General features: G+C 36.7%; 15 protein-coding genes and 1 riboswitch. Of the genes, 12 read left to right on the top strand and 3 right to left on the bottom strand.

From position 1 onward, the window contains the following. The first annotated feature begins 357 nt into the window (after window positions 1-357). On the top strand, window positions 358-1,074 hold the full coding sequence (locus N9R04_RS07840) for a transglycosylase family protein (protein WP_262856186.1): 717 nt from the start codon (window positions 358-360) through the stop codon (window positions 1,072-1,074). Between the two features lie 408 nt (window positions 1,075-1,482). Here N9R04_RS07840 and N9R04_RS07835 read toward each other — a convergent pair whose 3' ends face one another. Continuing rightward, window positions 1,483-1,641: a hypothetical protein gene (locus N9R04_RS07835; RefSeq protein ID WP_262856185.1), complete on the bottom strand. Its 159-nt coding sequence runs from the start codon at window positions 1,639-1,641 to the stop codon at window positions 1,483-1,485. A gap of 406 nt (window positions 1,642-2,047) precedes the next feature. Continuing rightward, window positions 2,048-2,147, top strand: a riboswitch (TPP riboswitch). Between the two features lie 66 nt (window positions 2,148-2,213). Between N9R04_RS07835 and tenA the strand changes: the two genes are divergently transcribed. The 5 genes from tenA (at window position 2,214) to yidC (ending at window position 6,099) form a co-directional block, all read left to right on the top strand. Continuing rightward, window positions 2,214-2,897: a thiaminase II gene (gene tenA, locus N9R04_RS07830; RefSeq protein WP_262856183.1), complete on the top strand. Its 684-nt coding sequence runs from the start codon at window positions 2,214-2,216 to the stop codon at window positions 2,895-2,897. Further along, window positions 2,897-3,718, top strand: a complete 822-nt coding sequence (gene thiD, locus N9R04_RS07825) for a bifunctional hydroxymethylpyrimidine kinase/phosphomethylpyrimidine kinase (protein ID WP_262856179.1) — start codon at window positions 2,897-2,899, stop codon at window positions 3,716-3,718. Before tenA ends, thiD begins: the two co-directional genes overlap by 1 nt. After that, window positions 3,711-4,502, top strand: a complete 792-nt coding sequence (gene thiM / locus N9R04_RS07820; protein ID WP_262856178.1) for a hydroxyethylthiazole kinase — start codon at window positions 3,711-3,713, stop codon at window positions 4,500-4,502. Before thiD ends, thiM begins: the two co-directional genes overlap by 8 nt. After that, on the top strand, window positions 4,503-5,141 hold the full coding sequence (thiE, locus tag N9R04_RS07815; protein ID WP_262856177.1) for a thiamine phosphate synthase: 639 nt from the start codon (window positions 4,503-4,505) through the stop codon (window positions 5,139-5,141). 88 nt (window positions 5,142-5,229) lie between these two features. After that, window positions 5,230-6,099, top strand: a complete 870-nt coding sequence (gene yidC, locus N9R04_RS07810; protein ID WP_262856176.1) for a membrane protein insertase YidC — start codon at window positions 5,230-5,232, stop codon at window positions 6,097-6,099. Window positions 6,100-6,955: 856 nt separating this feature from the next. Here yidC and cls read toward each other — a convergent pair. After that, entirely contained in the window at window positions 6,956-8,440 is a 1,485-nt protein-coding gene (cls, locus tag N9R04_RS07805; protein ID WP_262856175.1) for a cardiolipin synthase, read from the bottom strand. A 137-nt stretch (window positions 8,441-8,577) separates the two neighbouring features. On the opposite strand from cls, the gene csoR reads away from it, so the two are divergent. The 3 genes from csoR to N9R04_RS07790 all read left to right on the top strand — a co-directional run bounded on the left by csoR (window position 8,578) and on the right by N9R04_RS07790 (window position 9,406). Then, the gene (gene csoR / locus N9R04_RS07800) at window positions 8,578-8,862 is read left to right on the top strand and encodes a copper-sensing transcriptional repressor CsoR (protein WP_262856174.1); all 285 of its coding nucleotides are present in this window, start codon (window positions 8,578-8,580) and stop codon (window positions 8,860-8,862) included. Window positions 8,863-8,875: 13 nt separating this feature from the next. After that, a complete protein-coding gene (locus tag N9R04_RS07795; protein ID WP_262856172.1) occupies window positions 8,876-9,082 on the top strand; it encodes a cation transporter in 207 nt (68 codons plus the stop codon). Between the two features lie 183 nt (window positions 9,083-9,265). Next, window positions 9,266-9,406, top strand: coding sequence for an Lmo0850 family protein (locus tag N9R04_RS07790; protein WP_262856170.1), 141 nt, complete (start codon window positions 9,266-9,268; stop codon window positions 9,404-9,406). Window positions 9,407-9,947: 541 nt separating this feature from the next. Here the strand turns inward: N9R04_RS07790 and N9R04_RS07785 are convergent. Beyond that, window positions 9,948-11,138 (bottom strand): FtsW/RodA/SpoVE family cell cycle protein, encoded by a 1,191-nt coding sequence (locus N9R04_RS07785; RefSeq protein ID WP_262856169.1) that lies wholly within the window; start codon window positions 11,136-11,138, stop codon window positions 9,948-9,950. Between the two features lie 345 nt (window positions 11,139-11,483). Between N9R04_RS07785 and N9R04_RS07780 the strand changes: the two genes are divergently transcribed. The 3 genes from N9R04_RS07780 to cshA all read left to right on the top strand — a co-directional run bounded on the left by N9R04_RS07780 (window position 11,484) and on the right by cshA (window position 15,793). Beyond that, window positions 11,484-12,554, top strand: coding sequence for a D-alanine--D-alanine ligase (locus N9R04_RS07780; protein ID WP_262856168.1), 1,071 nt, complete (start codon window positions 11,484-11,486; stop codon window positions 12,552-12,554). 11 nt (window positions 12,555-12,565) lie between these two features. Next, the gene (locus tag N9R04_RS07775) at window positions 12,566-13,924 is read left to right on the top strand and encodes a UDP-N-acetylmuramoyl-tripeptide--D-alanyl-D-alanine ligase (RefSeq protein WP_262856167.1); all 1,359 of its coding nucleotides are present in this window, start codon (window positions 12,566-12,568) and stop codon (window positions 13,922-13,924) included. A gap of 384 nt (window positions 13,925-14,308) precedes the next feature. Then, window positions 14,309-15,793, top strand: a complete 1,485-nt coding sequence (gene cshA / locus N9R04_RS07770) for a degradosome RNA helicase CshA (RefSeq protein ID WP_262856166.1) — start codon at window positions 14,309-14,311, stop codon at window positions 15,791-15,793. Window positions 15,794-16,016 lie beyond the last annotated feature (223 nt).

Genomic DNA, 16,016 nt, shown 5'->3' with positions numbered 1-16,016 from the left:
GACTACGAAACCTTTTTATTCAAATTAGATTTCTGTCCCGCTCCCAGTTTTCATTGTGAATAAAGGGGTTGATTTAATTATTGTTAATCCTAATGTCTAGATAAATTCTGTAGTGAATAATCAGATATATTACAGCGCTATTACATAGTAAATTAACAAAAATTGCTTATATAAACTGTCATGAAAGTATTTTAATAGAAAATAAACTTAAATGATTTCTTTATTTAATGTAATTATGTTGTAAAAATAAGGCGTATTTTTTTATTTCGCTGTAACCTACGAGGTATATATAGATGTTATAGTTGTACTTGCAAATTAATCATAAAAACTAATTACCTTATAGGAGGATTTTTAATAATGAAAAAAACATTAATTGCTTCAACAGTAGCATTAGGATTAGGAGTAACAGGAGTAGCAGGTGGACATCATTCAGCAGACGCAGCTGAACAAGGTGTGAATAAAGCAGAATTAGCAAACCTAGCTCAAAATAACCCTGCTCAATTAAATGAAAGCCCAGTTCAAAAAGGTTCTTATAACTATGACTTTACTTACAATGGTAATCATTACCACTTTGAATCAAATGGTTCTACTTGGAGCTGGAGCTGGAATGGTTACGGTGAATCAACTCAACAAAATAACACTAAACAAGAATCAGCTAATGTAAATACACAACAAGCATCTGCTCAACAACCACAACAACAACAAGCACCACAAACAGCTCAAACACAACAACCTAAACAAGAAGCTACAACAAGCGCAGTACAACCACAAAAACAAACAACTCAAGTTTCATCAAACCAAGGTTCTACTCAAGAAGCTTCTTCAAATTACAGCGGTGGTACAAACAGCCACTTACAAGCTATTAAACAACGTGAATCAGGCGGCGACTACAAAGCTCAAAACCCAACTACATCAGCATCAGGTGCTTACCAAATCATGGACGAAACTTGGAACGCATACGCTCCTAGTGCATACAAAGGTATGAGTGCTAAAGATGCACCTAAGAACGTACAAGATCACGTTGCTCAAACTATCTATGACCAAGCTGGCGCTAGCCAATGGGTAACTGCATAATTTAATAATTTGTTATGCGAATAGAAAGACCCTGAGACTTAAATATCTCAGTAACTGTAAAACTTCGAGGTTTTCGTAAAAGTTGACGAAAACCTCGGAGTTTTTTCGTTTATTGATAATGATTTGCCTAACTTGCTACTTATGGGGTTGAGATATAAATCTTTTGTGCTCTGGGAAACTGATTAACGGCGTCCCAAAAGCAGTATTGTCGACAGAAACGCTCACGGTTCTAGAGCGGGACAGAAATCTAAATTGAATAAAAGGATTTCGTAGTCCCGCCCCGGCAAAGATGACTAGAATTGAAAAAAGCTTGATACAAGCGCATTTTCAAATCAGTCATCTACTGCCAAGATGCTGAAAGAGGTTGAGACATTACATTATGTCCCAGCCTCTTTCTCTCTAGTCAAATTACATTATGTCCCAGTTTCCCTTTGTTGGGGTCCCACCCCAACTTGCTGTGCTTGTTGAAACTGGTTTACCAGTTTCTTTTTGTTGGGGCCCACCCCAACTCGCATTGCTGGTGGAAACTGATGAACCAGTTTCTTTGTGTTGGGGCCCCCGGCTCACCTCCTAAACGATTTTGTCCCGACCTCAAAAGCTACTTATTTAAACCTTTAAGAGATACGCCGTTGGTAATTACAACTGTTTGATTGAAATCTTCCATGATCATCATGCCGTTTTGTCGATTACTACAACCTGCTTTAACCGTAATATAGGATGGAGAACAGCTGTTATGTCATTTTTTTCATTAGAAAATATCTTATTACTGTATTAAGTTTATGCCTCTTTTTATCTTCTAATACATAGTTTCTTAATACTTTTTGGAATATTGATGGATGAGAGTTAGTTATCAACTGTCGATAATCAAACGCGAGTTTATTTTCTCATTAATTCTAAGGGTTAATCACTTCTAGAAAATACCATTATTTTGCATACTCATTATCAATCTGTTATCTTTAAATTAAATAAATAAGTAAACTACTAGGGGAGCTTATAAGCTGAGATGACATGATGTCAGACCCTCATAACCTGATTTGGTTAACACCAACGTAGGAAAGTAGTCTTATGCCTTATACGATTTTGTGTTGTCTAAGACTACATTCCTACGTGGGAATGTAGTTTTTTTAGGAGGATGAGAAATGAAATTGTCTGAAGAACTGAAGGAAGTATCTCAACCGATTATTGATGATATTTATAATGATCCATTTATACAAGATATGCTACATGGAAAGTTACCCGAAGAAGCAGTCTATTTTTATTTAAAAGCAGATGCGTCTTATTTAAGAGAATTTGCTAACATTTATGCGCTATTAATTCCTAAAGTACCAAATATCGATGAAGTTAAATTTCTAGTAGAGCAGATTCAATTTATAGTTGAAGGAGAAGTTGAAGCGCACGAAATTTTAGCTAATTACGTTAATAAACCTTATGAAGAAATTGTTACTGAGAAAGTTTGGCCACCGAGCGGTGATCACTATATTAAACATATGTATTATAATGCCTTCGCTAAAGAGAACGCTGCGCATACTATTGCAGCAATGGCACCTTGTCCTTATGTCTATCAAGTCATTGCAAATCGCGCTTTGAACGATAATGCGTTAAATAGAGAATCAATTTTAGCGCGATGGTTTGACTTTTATAGTACAGAAATGGATGATTTAGTGGTGGTCCTTGACCAGTTGATGGATAAATTAACTGAGAATATGGATGACAGAGAGAAAGAAGAAGTGAAAGAAAGTTTCTTACAAAGTACTATTCATGAACGTAATTTCTTTGCTATGTCATACAATCAAGAAGCATGGGACTTTGGGGGGGCAAGCTAATGAATAAACCCAAGATAGCGTTGACTATTGCCGGAACGGATCCTACAGGCGGAGCTGGTGTCATGGCAGACTTGAAATCATTTCATGCTTGTGGCGTGTACGGTATGGCAGCTATTACCAGTATCGTCGCTCAAAATACTAAAGGCGTACAACACATCCACAATTTAGATGTCAGTTGGTTAAAGGAACAGTTAGATAGCGTTTTTGACGATGATCTACCTCATGCTATTAAGACTGGTATGATTGCTTCAAAAGAAATGATGCAACTGATAAGAGAGTACTTAGAGCGTTTCGATCAAATTCCATACGTGATTGATCCCGTGATGTTAGCTAAAAGTGGAGATTCTTTAATGGAAGATGAAGCTAAAAGCAACTTACAAAACATCTTACTCCCTTTGGCAGATGTAGCTACACCTAATTTACCTGAAGCGGAAGAAATTGTGGGAATGACAATAAATAGTGAAGAAGATATCTATAAAGCGGGTAAGATATTTATAAAGGATATAGGTACGAAAGGTGTAGTTATCAAAGGAGGACATGCAACCAGCAAAGATAAAGCAAAAGATTATTTGTTTACTCGAGACGATGTCTATACTTTTGAATCTACGCGCTTTAATACGCCTCATACTCATGGTACAGGCTGTACTTTCTCAGCGGTCATCGCGTCTGAATTAGCTAAAGGACGAACGATATATCAAGCGGTTAAGAAAGCCAAGGATTTTATCGCATTAAGCATTCAATATACGCCTGAAATAGGACAAGGTAGAGGTCCAGTAAATCACTTTGCTTATATGAAGAAGGAAGGATTAGATGATGAGTAATATTGAAGATTTAAGAAAGAATAATCCACTTACCGTGTGCTATACCAATGATGTGGTAAAGAATTTCAGTGCGAACGGCTTGTTAAGCTTAGGAGCTAGTCCAGCTATGAGCGAGGCACCGCAAGAAGCGGACGAATTTACTAAGGTAGCTGGAGGCTTATTAATCAACATTGGTACAGTGACAGTTGGACGTGGTGAAGATATGCTGCAGATAGCTCAGAAGGCACAGTCTAATGAGTGTCCTATCGTATTTGACCCAGTAGCAGTAGGGGCTTCTAAATTTAGAAAGTCATACTGTAGTCGCTTCCTCAAAGTTGTACGTCCTACAGTGATTAAAGGAAACGCATCAGAAATATTAGCTTTAATTGATGCTGAGGCCACTATGAAAGGTACGGATAGTGAAGACAATTTAGATGTGGTTTCTATTGGAAAACGCGCATATGAGAAATTTAATACTAATATCGTTATTACAGGTCAGACTGATGTAATAGTACATGAGGGTAGATGTTATACATTGAACAATGGTTCTGCTCTATTAGCCAAAGTGACAGGTGCAGGGTGTCTTTTAGGAGCAGTGATTGCTAGCTTCTTACAACGTGATCGCTATCCTCAAGTCGATAAGTTAATCGATGCAGTCACAGCATTTAATATTGCTGCAGAACAAGCTGAAACGTTAACTAATAACGCTGGACCTGGATCTTTTAACATCAATTTTATTGATCGTTTATCACATGTTTCTCAGGAAGATATCAATCAGTGTGGCAATATTTCAGAGGTGTCCTAAATGTTCAGCAAAGAGAACTTATTACTATATTTTGTGTGTGGGACTCAAGATATGAAGGATGGCCGACGTTTAGATGAAGTGCTAGAGAAAGCGCTTAAAGCAGGTATAACCATGTTTCAATTTCGAGAAAAGGGAGAAGGTTCGTTAGCAGGTCAAGCTAAAGTAGATTTAGCACTATCTCTGAAACAATTGTGTCAAAGCTACGGTGTACCTTTTATAGTCAATGATGACGTAGAATTAGCACAAGAAATTAATGCTGATGGTGTACATGTGGGTCAAAGTGATATGCAAGTAGAAACGTTCGCTAAAGCGTTTAAAGATAAAATTATCGGCTTAAGTGTAGGTAACTTTGAGGAATATACTCAGTCGGATCTGACTAACATTGATTATATTGGCGTTGGACCGATGTTTAGTACTCAATCCAAGTCAGATGCTGAGGCGCCAGTGGGACCAGTAATGATTTCAAATTTACGACAATATGTACCTGATTTGCCAATGGTTGCTATTGGTGGGATTACAGTAGATAATGCTCCAAGTGTAATAGAAGGTGGTGCTGATGGTTTAGCTGTTATTTCTGCAATAGCACAAAGTAATAATATTAATGAGACCGTAAATTCTTTCTTACAAATTCAAAAATAATCTATGCAAATTACTTGTTTTTTGTTTCTACTTCAACGCTTGTATGATAGAATACAGTTTGTGTGAATATATCGTTAGAGGTGGAAAAATGAAGAAAAAAGCACTACTACCTTTATTGCTAGGTGCATTGTTATTATTATCAGGGTGTAATTATTCTAAACCTGAAAATCAGAACGGTTTCTTCTATAACACGTTCGTTCACCCAATGGATAAACTCTTGCACTGGCTAGGGCAACACTTTAACGACAACTATGGTTTAGCTATAATCGTCATCGTGTTAGCTGTGCGTATCGTCTTACTCCCATTTATGTTGTCCAACTATAAGAATAGTCATATGATGCGTGAGAAGATGACAATCGCAAAGCCAGATATAGATGCTATCCAAGAGAAAGTGAAACGCTCTCGTACACAAGAAGAGAAGATGGCAGCCAATCAAGAACTGATGGAAGTATATAAGAAATATGATATGAACCCTATGAAGAATATGCTAGGTTGTTTGCCAGTAATCATCCAAATGCCTATTATCATGAGTTTATTCTTCGTTCTGAAGTATCATCCGACGGGTGGAGGCTTCACAGCGCATCCTCATTTCTTATGGTTTAACTTAGCAAAACCAGATATTTGGATTACAATTATAGCGGGGGTTCTCTACTTCTTACAAGCTTATGTGTCTAGCATGAGCATGCCGAGAGAGCAGAAGCAAATGGGTTATATGATGATGATCATCTCTCCTATTATGATCATTTGGATCTCATACTCTTCTTCCTCAGCTTTAGGTCTATATTGGTCAGTCAGCGCAGCATTCTTAGTGGTGCAAACATTTATAGCTAATATACACTACTCTAAAGTTGCTAAAAAGGAAGTACAGCCGATGATCGATGCTTATAATAAAAATAGCTCTGGTAATAAGAAAAAAGGTAAAAATACGCAAGTTGTATCAAATAAAAAGAAAAAATAGGAGCTATATTTTGGGGAGCGGGACAGAAATCTAATTTGAATAAAAAGATTTCGTAGTCCCGCCCCGGCAAGGATGACTAGAATTGAAAAAAGCTTGATACAAGCGCGTTTTCAAATCAGTCATCTACTGCCAAGATGCTGAGAGAGGCTGAGACATTACTTTATGTCCCAGCCTCTCTTTTTGTTATAAGAGGCGTGATTATCTCGATCGGTGCGTTTCTAGCACACCAACCGTTATTATTAATAACTATAAATAATAGGTAGCAAAAAGGATTGACTTTCATACGATGATTGATCTATAACGAGGTACTTGGTTTGGAGAAAGTCCTACAGTATGAGGTATTAGATAAAAAGAGAACAGCAGTAAGATTATGTACGATTAAATAATAACTTACTGCTGGATTTTTTAAGAATTAAAGTCTTAGCTTCTGCAATTGATGGCTGTAGAAGTTACCCTATCTAATATAAGGTTTAACGATAGTAGTCATATAACTATGTCGCTATTGAGACATGAATAAAGTCTGTTAAGTTAAGGGAGCGGGACAGAAATCTAATTTGAATAAAAGATTTCTGTCCCGCTCCCTCTCTTAAGCTCATGGTTTGATTATATAGTGTAGTTTCTTTACTAACTCGTTAAATTGAGACTTATCCTATATTTAGCTCACTGCGCTTTCTTCAGCAATATATCGTTGTAAGTTAACGATAAGACAATTATGGCTGATACCATCCCCTGAATGCTGATTTTTATGGTAATCATTGATATTTTCTTGAGCTTAGGACATTTATTTGTCGTTTGTCACGTATGAGAACTTAAACATAAGGCATTGGCTGGACGATTACCTTTAAGTTGCTGCAAACTATAGAATAGGTGAAAGAAGCTGAGAAATTCCTTCTTTAAATTTAATCCATAAACTCCTTTGTTCATAAATAGCTTGAGTAAGTTGATAAGATACTTTAAGATCATTCTCAAAGTTTGCTCTGAGCTGTTTTGCTACTTGCGCATTATATATAAAGGCGTTTATTTCAAAGTTTAAAGTAAAGCTACGATGATCCATATTGGTCGTTCCAACGCTTGCTACTTCATCATCGATAATGACGGTTTTAGCATGCAAAAAGCCATTATCATAATGATAAATGTTGACGCCAGCTTCAATTAAGGAAGCTACATTATTATAAGTAGCCCAATATACAAAGGGGTGATCCGGCTTATTAGGAATCATAATATTGACATCTACACCACCTAATGCAGCGATTTTAACAGCGTCTAAGAATGCTTGATCAGGGATGAAATAGGGTGTTTGAATGTAGATGGATTCCTTAGCTGCCGAGATCATCTTTAAATAACCGTATTTAATTTGTTCCCAGAATTCATCGGGGCCGCTAGAAGCAATTTGGATACCAATATGGCCTTTAGATATAGCTTCTGGGAAGTACTTTACATTATATTTTAAGGTGTCTCTTGACGATTGGGAGTTCCAGTCCAACATAAATCTTAATTGTAGTGCGTTGACAGCATCACCTGTAATTCTTAGGTGGGTGTCTCTCCAGTAACCGAATTTCTTTTTAAGCCCTAAGTATTCATCGCCGACGTTAAAACCCCCTACGTAGCCTATCTTACCATCTATAACTACGATTTTACGGTGGTTGCGGTTGTTCATTCGTAAATTAATTAATGGTAATCGAGAGGGGAAGAAAGCTTCTACTGCGCCGCCTTTTTCTCGAAAGCTTTTAAATGCCTTGAGTGATAGACCACGCGAACCCATATCATCATACAACATTTTAACTTCTAAGCCTTCTTCTAACTTATCTTCGAGGGCTTTAAGGATCCTTTTCCCTAATTGGTCGTTGCGAAATATATAATATTGGATATGTATGTAACTTTTAGCGGATTTAATATCATTAAGTAAAGACTCAAATTTAGCCTCTCCATCAGTGAAAATAGAAAGGTCATTATTTTTCGTTAGAAACGCTCCGTTATTATATAACAACATTTGAATCATATCTTTAAACTTAGATAAGTTAGGGTTTTTGAGTGTGAAATCACTATGATTTAGTTCTTTCAGCTGTTCATTGACAATCATTTGTAAGCCGACTTGATCCTTTTTATCCAATTTAAAAATGTGCTGTCGCTGAATCTGACGTCCAAATAATAGGTAAAGAATAAATCCTATAATTGGTAAGAAGACGAGTACGAGAATCCATGCCCAGATGGCTCCTGCTAGTCTCCTTTCCATAAATATAATAGTAAAAGCAAAGATTAGATTTAATATAAACGCACTAATAAGTACAATGTTTATAATCAAGTTAGTCCAGGGAAAGAATTGGTACCAAAATTCAAACATGAGCTTCCTCCTCTTGTGAAATAATCAAATACCTAAAAGTTCTATATTATTGTAACATGACCTATATTCACATTCACTTGACTTATACCTATTCGGGGTATACGATACTAACGAATTAGTTAGATAAGGTGGTAACTATGGAAGAAGCTCATCATTCCCAACAGTCTAAAGACAATTTAAAATCGCGTTTAAACCGTATTGAAGGCCAAGTACGTGCAATTAACCGCATGATAGAAGACGATGTGTATTGCGATGATGTACTCACACAGATTAGAGCTACGCGCTCGGCTTTAAATAGCGTGGCAACGCGTTTACTCGAGTATCATATGAAAAGCTGTATACTTGATAAAGTTAATCGAGGTCAACAAGATGAAGCGATGGAAGAATTACTCGTTACGTTTCAAAAATTAATGAAAGATTAAAAGGAAGGTTAAAATGCAAACGAAAGAGATTAAAGTTAACCTCAATAATAACGATAGGGCAATAGAGAAGCTTGAAGGTAGTATTTCTAGCATGATTGGTGTCAATGAATTGAGCATTGATCCTGATGCAGGAATTGTCACGGTATCTTTTGAAACGCCTGCTAACTTGAATGCTATCGAAAAAGAGATATATGACCAAGGTCATACCGTTTTATATTAGAATTGTAGCTCCTCTACATTATAAGAAATATATATTTACTTTAAACATAATGGAAACGAAATATTTATTTACAAAATATTCGTGACTATTTAAAAATAAAATATCTTTTTAAATTTATGTAGTAAACATATGAAATTTGGGGTAGTATATAATATATATGGATCTATAATGAGGAGTGATGATATGAAGAAGAATAATAATAAAGTTCAGAACGTTGTGAAACTATTATCATCATTAGGAGTAAACATAAAAAAGACAAAGTCTCGTTTGGATGTTATGCAAACGCTACCTACAACAGCTGAAGCTACAGATAAATTGAAATAATAATAGAGTAAATGGGAGCGGGACAGAAATCTCATTTGAAAAAAGATGTCGTAGTCCCGCCCCGGCAAGGATGACTAGAATTGAAAAAAGCTTGATACAAGCGCATTTTCAAATCAGTCATCTACTGCCAAGTTGCTGAGACATTACATTATGTCCCAACTTCTTTTGACTTCTTGTGATGAGTGGGGTGTACTCATGTTATCTTTTGAATTGTTAAAGAGAATGTGACTTAAGTCCGTGTACTGTTAGTGCGTAGGCTTAAGTCTTTTTTTATAGGAATATAAGTATGGAGCAAGATAGAAATTTTTTAATTTCGTATCTCGCTCCAATTTACTAAGTAATTTGGCATAGTGTTTAGTCACTTCTACTACTATAGAGTTCAATATATCGGAATTTAATTACAAGCTTGTTTGTAGCTGATTAGAAAGGGAGCGGGACAGAAATCTAATTTGAAAAAAAGATTTCGTCGTCCCGCCCCGGCAAGGATGACTAGAATTGTAAAAAAGCTTGATATAAGCGCATTTTCAAATCAGTCATCTTATCAATTGCTTGAGAAATCAGAATACTGCTTTGGCGTATGATAAGAAATAGATAACAGTACCCCAACGCCAAACATTAAACTCCACAGTGCGCTTCCTCCATAACTAATAAATGGTAATGGTATACCTGTAATCGGTAATAACTGAATCGTCATACCTATATTTTGTAAGACATGGAATAAGATGAGCGTCGCAAATCCAATGATAAATGTCTTATTATATGAAAATGTATTTTTAGCTGCCAAACGAGATAGATAAAAGATAAACCCTAAAAATAGCAGCAATACTACGACTGAACCTAGAAAGCCAAATTCTTCACCGATCACAGAGAAGATGAAATCCGTATGGTTTTCTGGAATGTAAACCTCACCGTGGTTGTAACCTTTGCCCAAAAGTTGACCTGATCCGATAGCCTTTAAAGATTCTGTAAGGTGATAACCATCACTACTGCTATAAGTATATGGATCTAACCATGAACTTATTCGGCCGAGCTGATAGGTCTTAATACCTAATAAACTTTCGATAAGTGAAGGCTTATATAAAATCGATAATATGATTGACGCGCCAAATACGATGCCTGCGATGAAAATAGGCGCTATGATTTTCCAGGTAATACCGCTGACGATCAGTACACCAGCGATAATTGCACAAAGTACTAACATAGTTCCTAAGTCGTTCTGAAACAGAATTAACAGCATAGGTATCAAAGAGATACCTATAATTTTAAAAAGTAGTTTAAAATCTGTTTCTATAGATTTATTAAAAGTAAATTTATGATGACGTGTAATTAATTTGGCTAAGGTCATGATAAGCACTATTTTCATGAACTCAGAAGGTTGCACGCTAATAGGGCCGAGCGCATACCAACTCTTAGCTCCGTTTATAATAGGAGTGATCGGTGTTTCTGGTACTATGAGAAGCAGTAACAATGACGCACATAGCACGCCGTATAATAAATACGTATACTTCATTAGCTTTTTTGGTGAAATCATCATGATAAACAAGGCAATGATGAAACCGAATATGTAATAAAGAATTTGTCTAATGCTAAAGTTTGCACTATATTGTCCGCCGCCCATAGCTGAACTGATCACTGTAACACTTATGAGGGCAAATAAAATGAGAAAGGCTATGATAATCCAATCTACGCGCCGTCCCCAAGAATTATGTTTAGATTGACGTGAAGTATTCATATGTTACTCCTTTACTGCACTTAGTTTCTAAATTTTATTATAGCTTGATTCTATCTAAAATTATACTTTAATGCTAGAAGTAGGGTAAGAAGGTGTAAAGTTTAAATGTGTTACAAATCTAAATATTTTTACCTATCATCGGTATGGTTTAAATTAGATCTTCATCATTCATGCTAGCTAGAAACAGCGTTTGAATTAGTAGGTTTATTCTTATAGTAGTTCTATTGTAGACATGAGATAACCGCCATCTTTTTAAAGGTAGGTACTTCATACTTCTTTCCAAGTGCAAAGCAACAATCAATCGTGATATGATGTAATTTAAGAATGTATTATGGAGGCTAAATTATGACAAAAGAAAATATTTGTCTCGTCTATGGTGGAAAGAGCGCTGAACACGATGTATCAATACTTACTGCTCAAAATGTGCTCAATGCGATAGATAAATCTACCTATACTGTTGATGTTATTTACATAACTAATGAAGGTGAATGGAAAAAGAAAGAGAATATAACAGATACTATAGAAGATACTGACACGCTACGGTTAAATCATGTACCTTCGGGTGACATTTCACGGTTATTGAGAGAAACTCATAACGGCCAACCGTATAGTGCTGTATTCCCGTTACTACATGGACCAAATGGTGAAGATGGCACTATACAAGGTTTGTTTGAAGTGTTAAATATTCCGTACGTCGGTAATGGTGTCTTAGCCTCTTCAAGTACGATGGATAAACTTGTGATGAAACAGCTTTTTGCACACAGAGGTCTACCACAGTTACCTTATGTCAGCTTCTTGCGTAGTGAATTTGAAAAGTATCGTACTAATATTCTAAAGTTGGTTAATGACAAATTAGATTATCCTGTCTTTGTTAAACCTGCTAACCTTGGATCAAGTGTAGGAATCAGTAAATGTCACGATGAAAGTGAACTTCTCAAAGGTATAGAGGAAGCTTTTCAATATGACCGTAAATTGGTTATTGAACAAGGCATAGATGCGCGCGAAATTGAAGTTGCTGTGTTAGGTAACGATTATCCTGAAACCACTTTGCCAGGTGAAGTAATTAAAGATGTCGCGTTCTACGATTATAAAGCTAAATATAAAGACGGTAAGATTGAGCTAAGTATTCCAGCTCAATTGGACGAAGAAGTGCAACAAACTCTTAGAGACATGGCTATTGAAGCATTTAAAGCGACAGACTGTTCAGGTCTATTGCGAGCTGATTTCTTCGTAACTCAGGATAATCAGATCTATATCAACGAAACTAACGCGATACCTGGTTTCACGCAATTTAGTATGTATCCAAGTCTTTGGGAGAACATGGGCTTGCCTTATTCAGAACTCATTACAAAGCTAATTGAATTAGCTAAAGAAAAATTTGAAGATAAGAAAAAGAATAAATATCAAATTGACTGAGGCGAACGACTATGATTGAAGTAACTTTAAGAGAGATTGAGCAATGGATTGATTGCACAGTTGACGCCATTAACCTTGATACGAAGATTAAAGGCGTGACGATAGATTCACGACAAGTTAAAGACGGAATGCTCTTTATTCCATTTAAAGGTGAGAATGTAGATGGGCACCGTTTTGTTAAGCAAGCGCTCGAGGCTGGTGCAGGTGCTTGCTTTCATCAAAAAGATACTGAATTAGAAGAACAAGTTGATGGTCCCATTATATGGGTAGAAAACCCATTAGAGGCATTACAAGAATTAGCTAAAGCTTACCTGCAATACGTGAACCCTAAAGTGATAGGTGTAACAGGGTCCAATGGCAAGACGTCAACTAAAGATATGATTGAAAGTGTGCTCAGTAGTGAATTTAAAGTTAAGAAGACACAAGGTAATTACAACAATGAGATTGGCTTACCATTAACTATTCTAGAGCTCGATAATGACACTGAAGTTTCGATATTAGAAATGGGGATGTCAGGCTTTCACGAAATAGAAGCTTTATCTAAACTTGCTGAGCCGGACATCGGTTTAGTGACTAATATTGGGGAATCACATATGCAAGATTTAGGTTCTCGTGAAGGTATTGCTAAAGCCAAGTTCGAAATGACCGTGGGTATGAAGGACGGTGGCCTCTTTATCTACGATGGCGATGAGCCCTTGTTAGATCCACTTGTTAGTAAGCTTGATCACTTAGAAACATTAAGCGTGGGTACAAGTCAAGAGAGCAATTACAACTGTGAATTAAGAGCAGTGAACGAAGAGGGCATTCATTTTACTATAAATAATGAAGCATACCACTTACCAGTTTTAGGTAAGCATAATATGAAAAATGCTGCTATGGCAGTAGCTGTCGGTCGCTCTCTTGGTCTAGATTATACTACCATATGTCGTAATCTGAGCCGGGTTCAACTCACTGGGATGCGAATGGAACAGCATTTAACTCATGACGGAACTCTGATAATTAATGATGCATACAATGCGAGCCCAACGAGTATGAAAGCGGCAATAGATACGCTTTCAGGTATTGAAGAGGGCAATAAAATCTTAGTTCTTGGCGATATGTTAGAGCTTGGAGATTTAAGTGAGGTTATGCATGCATCAGTAGGAGAGCACATGCATAAAAAGGGCATCGACTACGTTTATACGTATGGTCAATTATCTCATGCAATATCTAAAGCAAGTAGTTCTTATGTACGTGAATCTCGTCACTTTGACGATAAAGCTGAGTTAATCAAAGCATTGCAGTCGATTATTGAACCGAAGGATAAGGTCTTAGTTAAAGGTTCAAGAGGAATGAAACTTGAAGAGGTAGTACAAGCATTGGTGGTATAGTCAAATAGTTATTCTATAATTATCTACTAACTTAACGATTGATCATTTAACGTCCCTTAGTTGTAACAAACGTTAACAGCTAAGGACGTTTTTTTGAGGATTGCTATTCTGTGTATGAGGTGGTAATATTAAGAAGTTGAAGTAAATTAGGTGAAGTTGAGATATACATATACTTCACGGTGAGTTAATACAGAACTAATTAAGAATTACCATTATTAATACGATATAGGAAGTTAAAGTAGTTAAAAGAGACGTCGTTAATGAGATTGAATAAATTCTAATATGAGTAACTTTTTTCATAAGTCATTTAATAATATAAACAACTATTAGTTCAAAACTCTTTTTATTATATAGGATCTCAACTTTGTATAAAGGAGAATTATATTGCAAAATTTCACAGAACTAGGGATATCAGCCAAAACGGTAGAAACTCTTCACAATATGGGGTTTGAGGAACCAACACCAATTCAAGAAGAAAGCATCCCTTACGCCTTACAAGGTACTGATATTCTAGGTCAAGCTCAAACTGGGACAGGTAAGACAGGTGCATTTGGTATTCCTATCATTGAGAAGGTAGCAGGTCAAGAAGGTATACAAGTCTTGATATTAGCACCTACGCGTGAGCTTGCAATGCAAGTAGCAGAACAGTTGAGAGAATTTAGTGAAGGGCAGCGCGTACGGGTAGTTACAGTATTTGGTGGCATGCCAATTGATCGCCAAATTAAGGCATTGAAGAGACGACCACAAATCGTCGTAGGTACACCAGGGCGAGTGATTGATCATCTCAATCGACGCACACTTCGGACAGATAACATTCATACATTAGTCCTTGATGAAGCGGATGAGATGATGAATATGGGCTTCATCGATGATATGAAATTTATCATGGACAAGATTCCTATGGCTCAACGTCAAACTATGCTGTTCTCAGCTACGATGCCTAAAGCGATACAAAACCTAGTGAAGCAATTTATGAAAGAACCTGAAATCGTTAAAACGATGAATAACGAGCTGTCAGATCCACAAATCGAGGAATTTTATACTATAGTTAAGGAATTAGAGAAGTTTGAAACTTTCACTAACTTTTTAGATGTACATCAACCAGAACTCGCTATCGTTTTTGGGCGTACAAAACGCCGTGTGGATGAGCTGACAAGCGCATTGTTATCTAAAGGATATAAAGCTGAAGGACTTCATGGCGACATCACTCAAGCTAAGAGATTAGAGGTTCTGAAAAAGTTCAAAAATGATCAAATTGATATCCTAGTAGCTACAGATGTTGCTGCCCGTGGTTTAGACATTTCTGGTGTTAGCCATGTTTATAATTTTGATATCCCACAAGACACTGAAAGTTATACACATCGAATTGGACGAACAGGACGTGCAGGCAAAGAGGGTATTGCAGTGACTTTCGTCAATCCGATTGAAATGGATTACGTTCGACAAATCGAGCAGACTAATCAGCGCCAAATGCGAGCATTGCGTCCTCCACACCGCAAAGAGGTGTTGAAAGCGCGTGAACAAGAAGTTAAAGATAAAGTTCAAAAGTGGATGGAAAGAGACAATGAACCGCGCTTAGAACGTATTGCTACTCAACTCTTAGATGAGTATAATGATGTTGAGTTAATCGCTTCTTTATTACAAGAGCTTGTCGAAGCGAATGATGAAGTAGAGGTACAACTCACTTTTGAAAAGCCATTAGCGCGTAAACGTGGCAGTAAGCCATCACGCAAAGGTGGTAAATTTGATAAGCGTAATAATCGTAATAGAACTAAGCATAGTTATCGCCATCAGCGTGGTCGTAATTCGGATAAAAGAGATCGTAAACGTACGAAAAAAGGACGTACTTTTGCAGATCATAAATACTAATAACATTGTGAAGGAAGCGGGACAGAAATCTAATTTGAATAAAAAAGATTTCGTAGTCCCGCCCCGGCAAGGATGGCTAGAATTGAAAAAAGCTTGATACAAGCGCGTTTTCAAATCAGCCATCTACTGCCGAGATGCTGAAAGAGGGAGCGGGACAGAAATCTGATTTGAATAAAAAAGATTTCGTAGTCCCGCCCCGGCAAGGATGACTAGAATTGAAAAA

This window comes from Staphylococcus marylandisciuri, from assembly GCF_025519785.1.
GTDB classification, from domain to species: Bacteria; Bacillota; Bacilli; order Staphylococcales; family Staphylococcaceae; genus Staphylococcus; species Staphylococcus marylandisciuri.
This window is presented reverse-complemented; position numbering and strand designations above follow the sequence as displayed.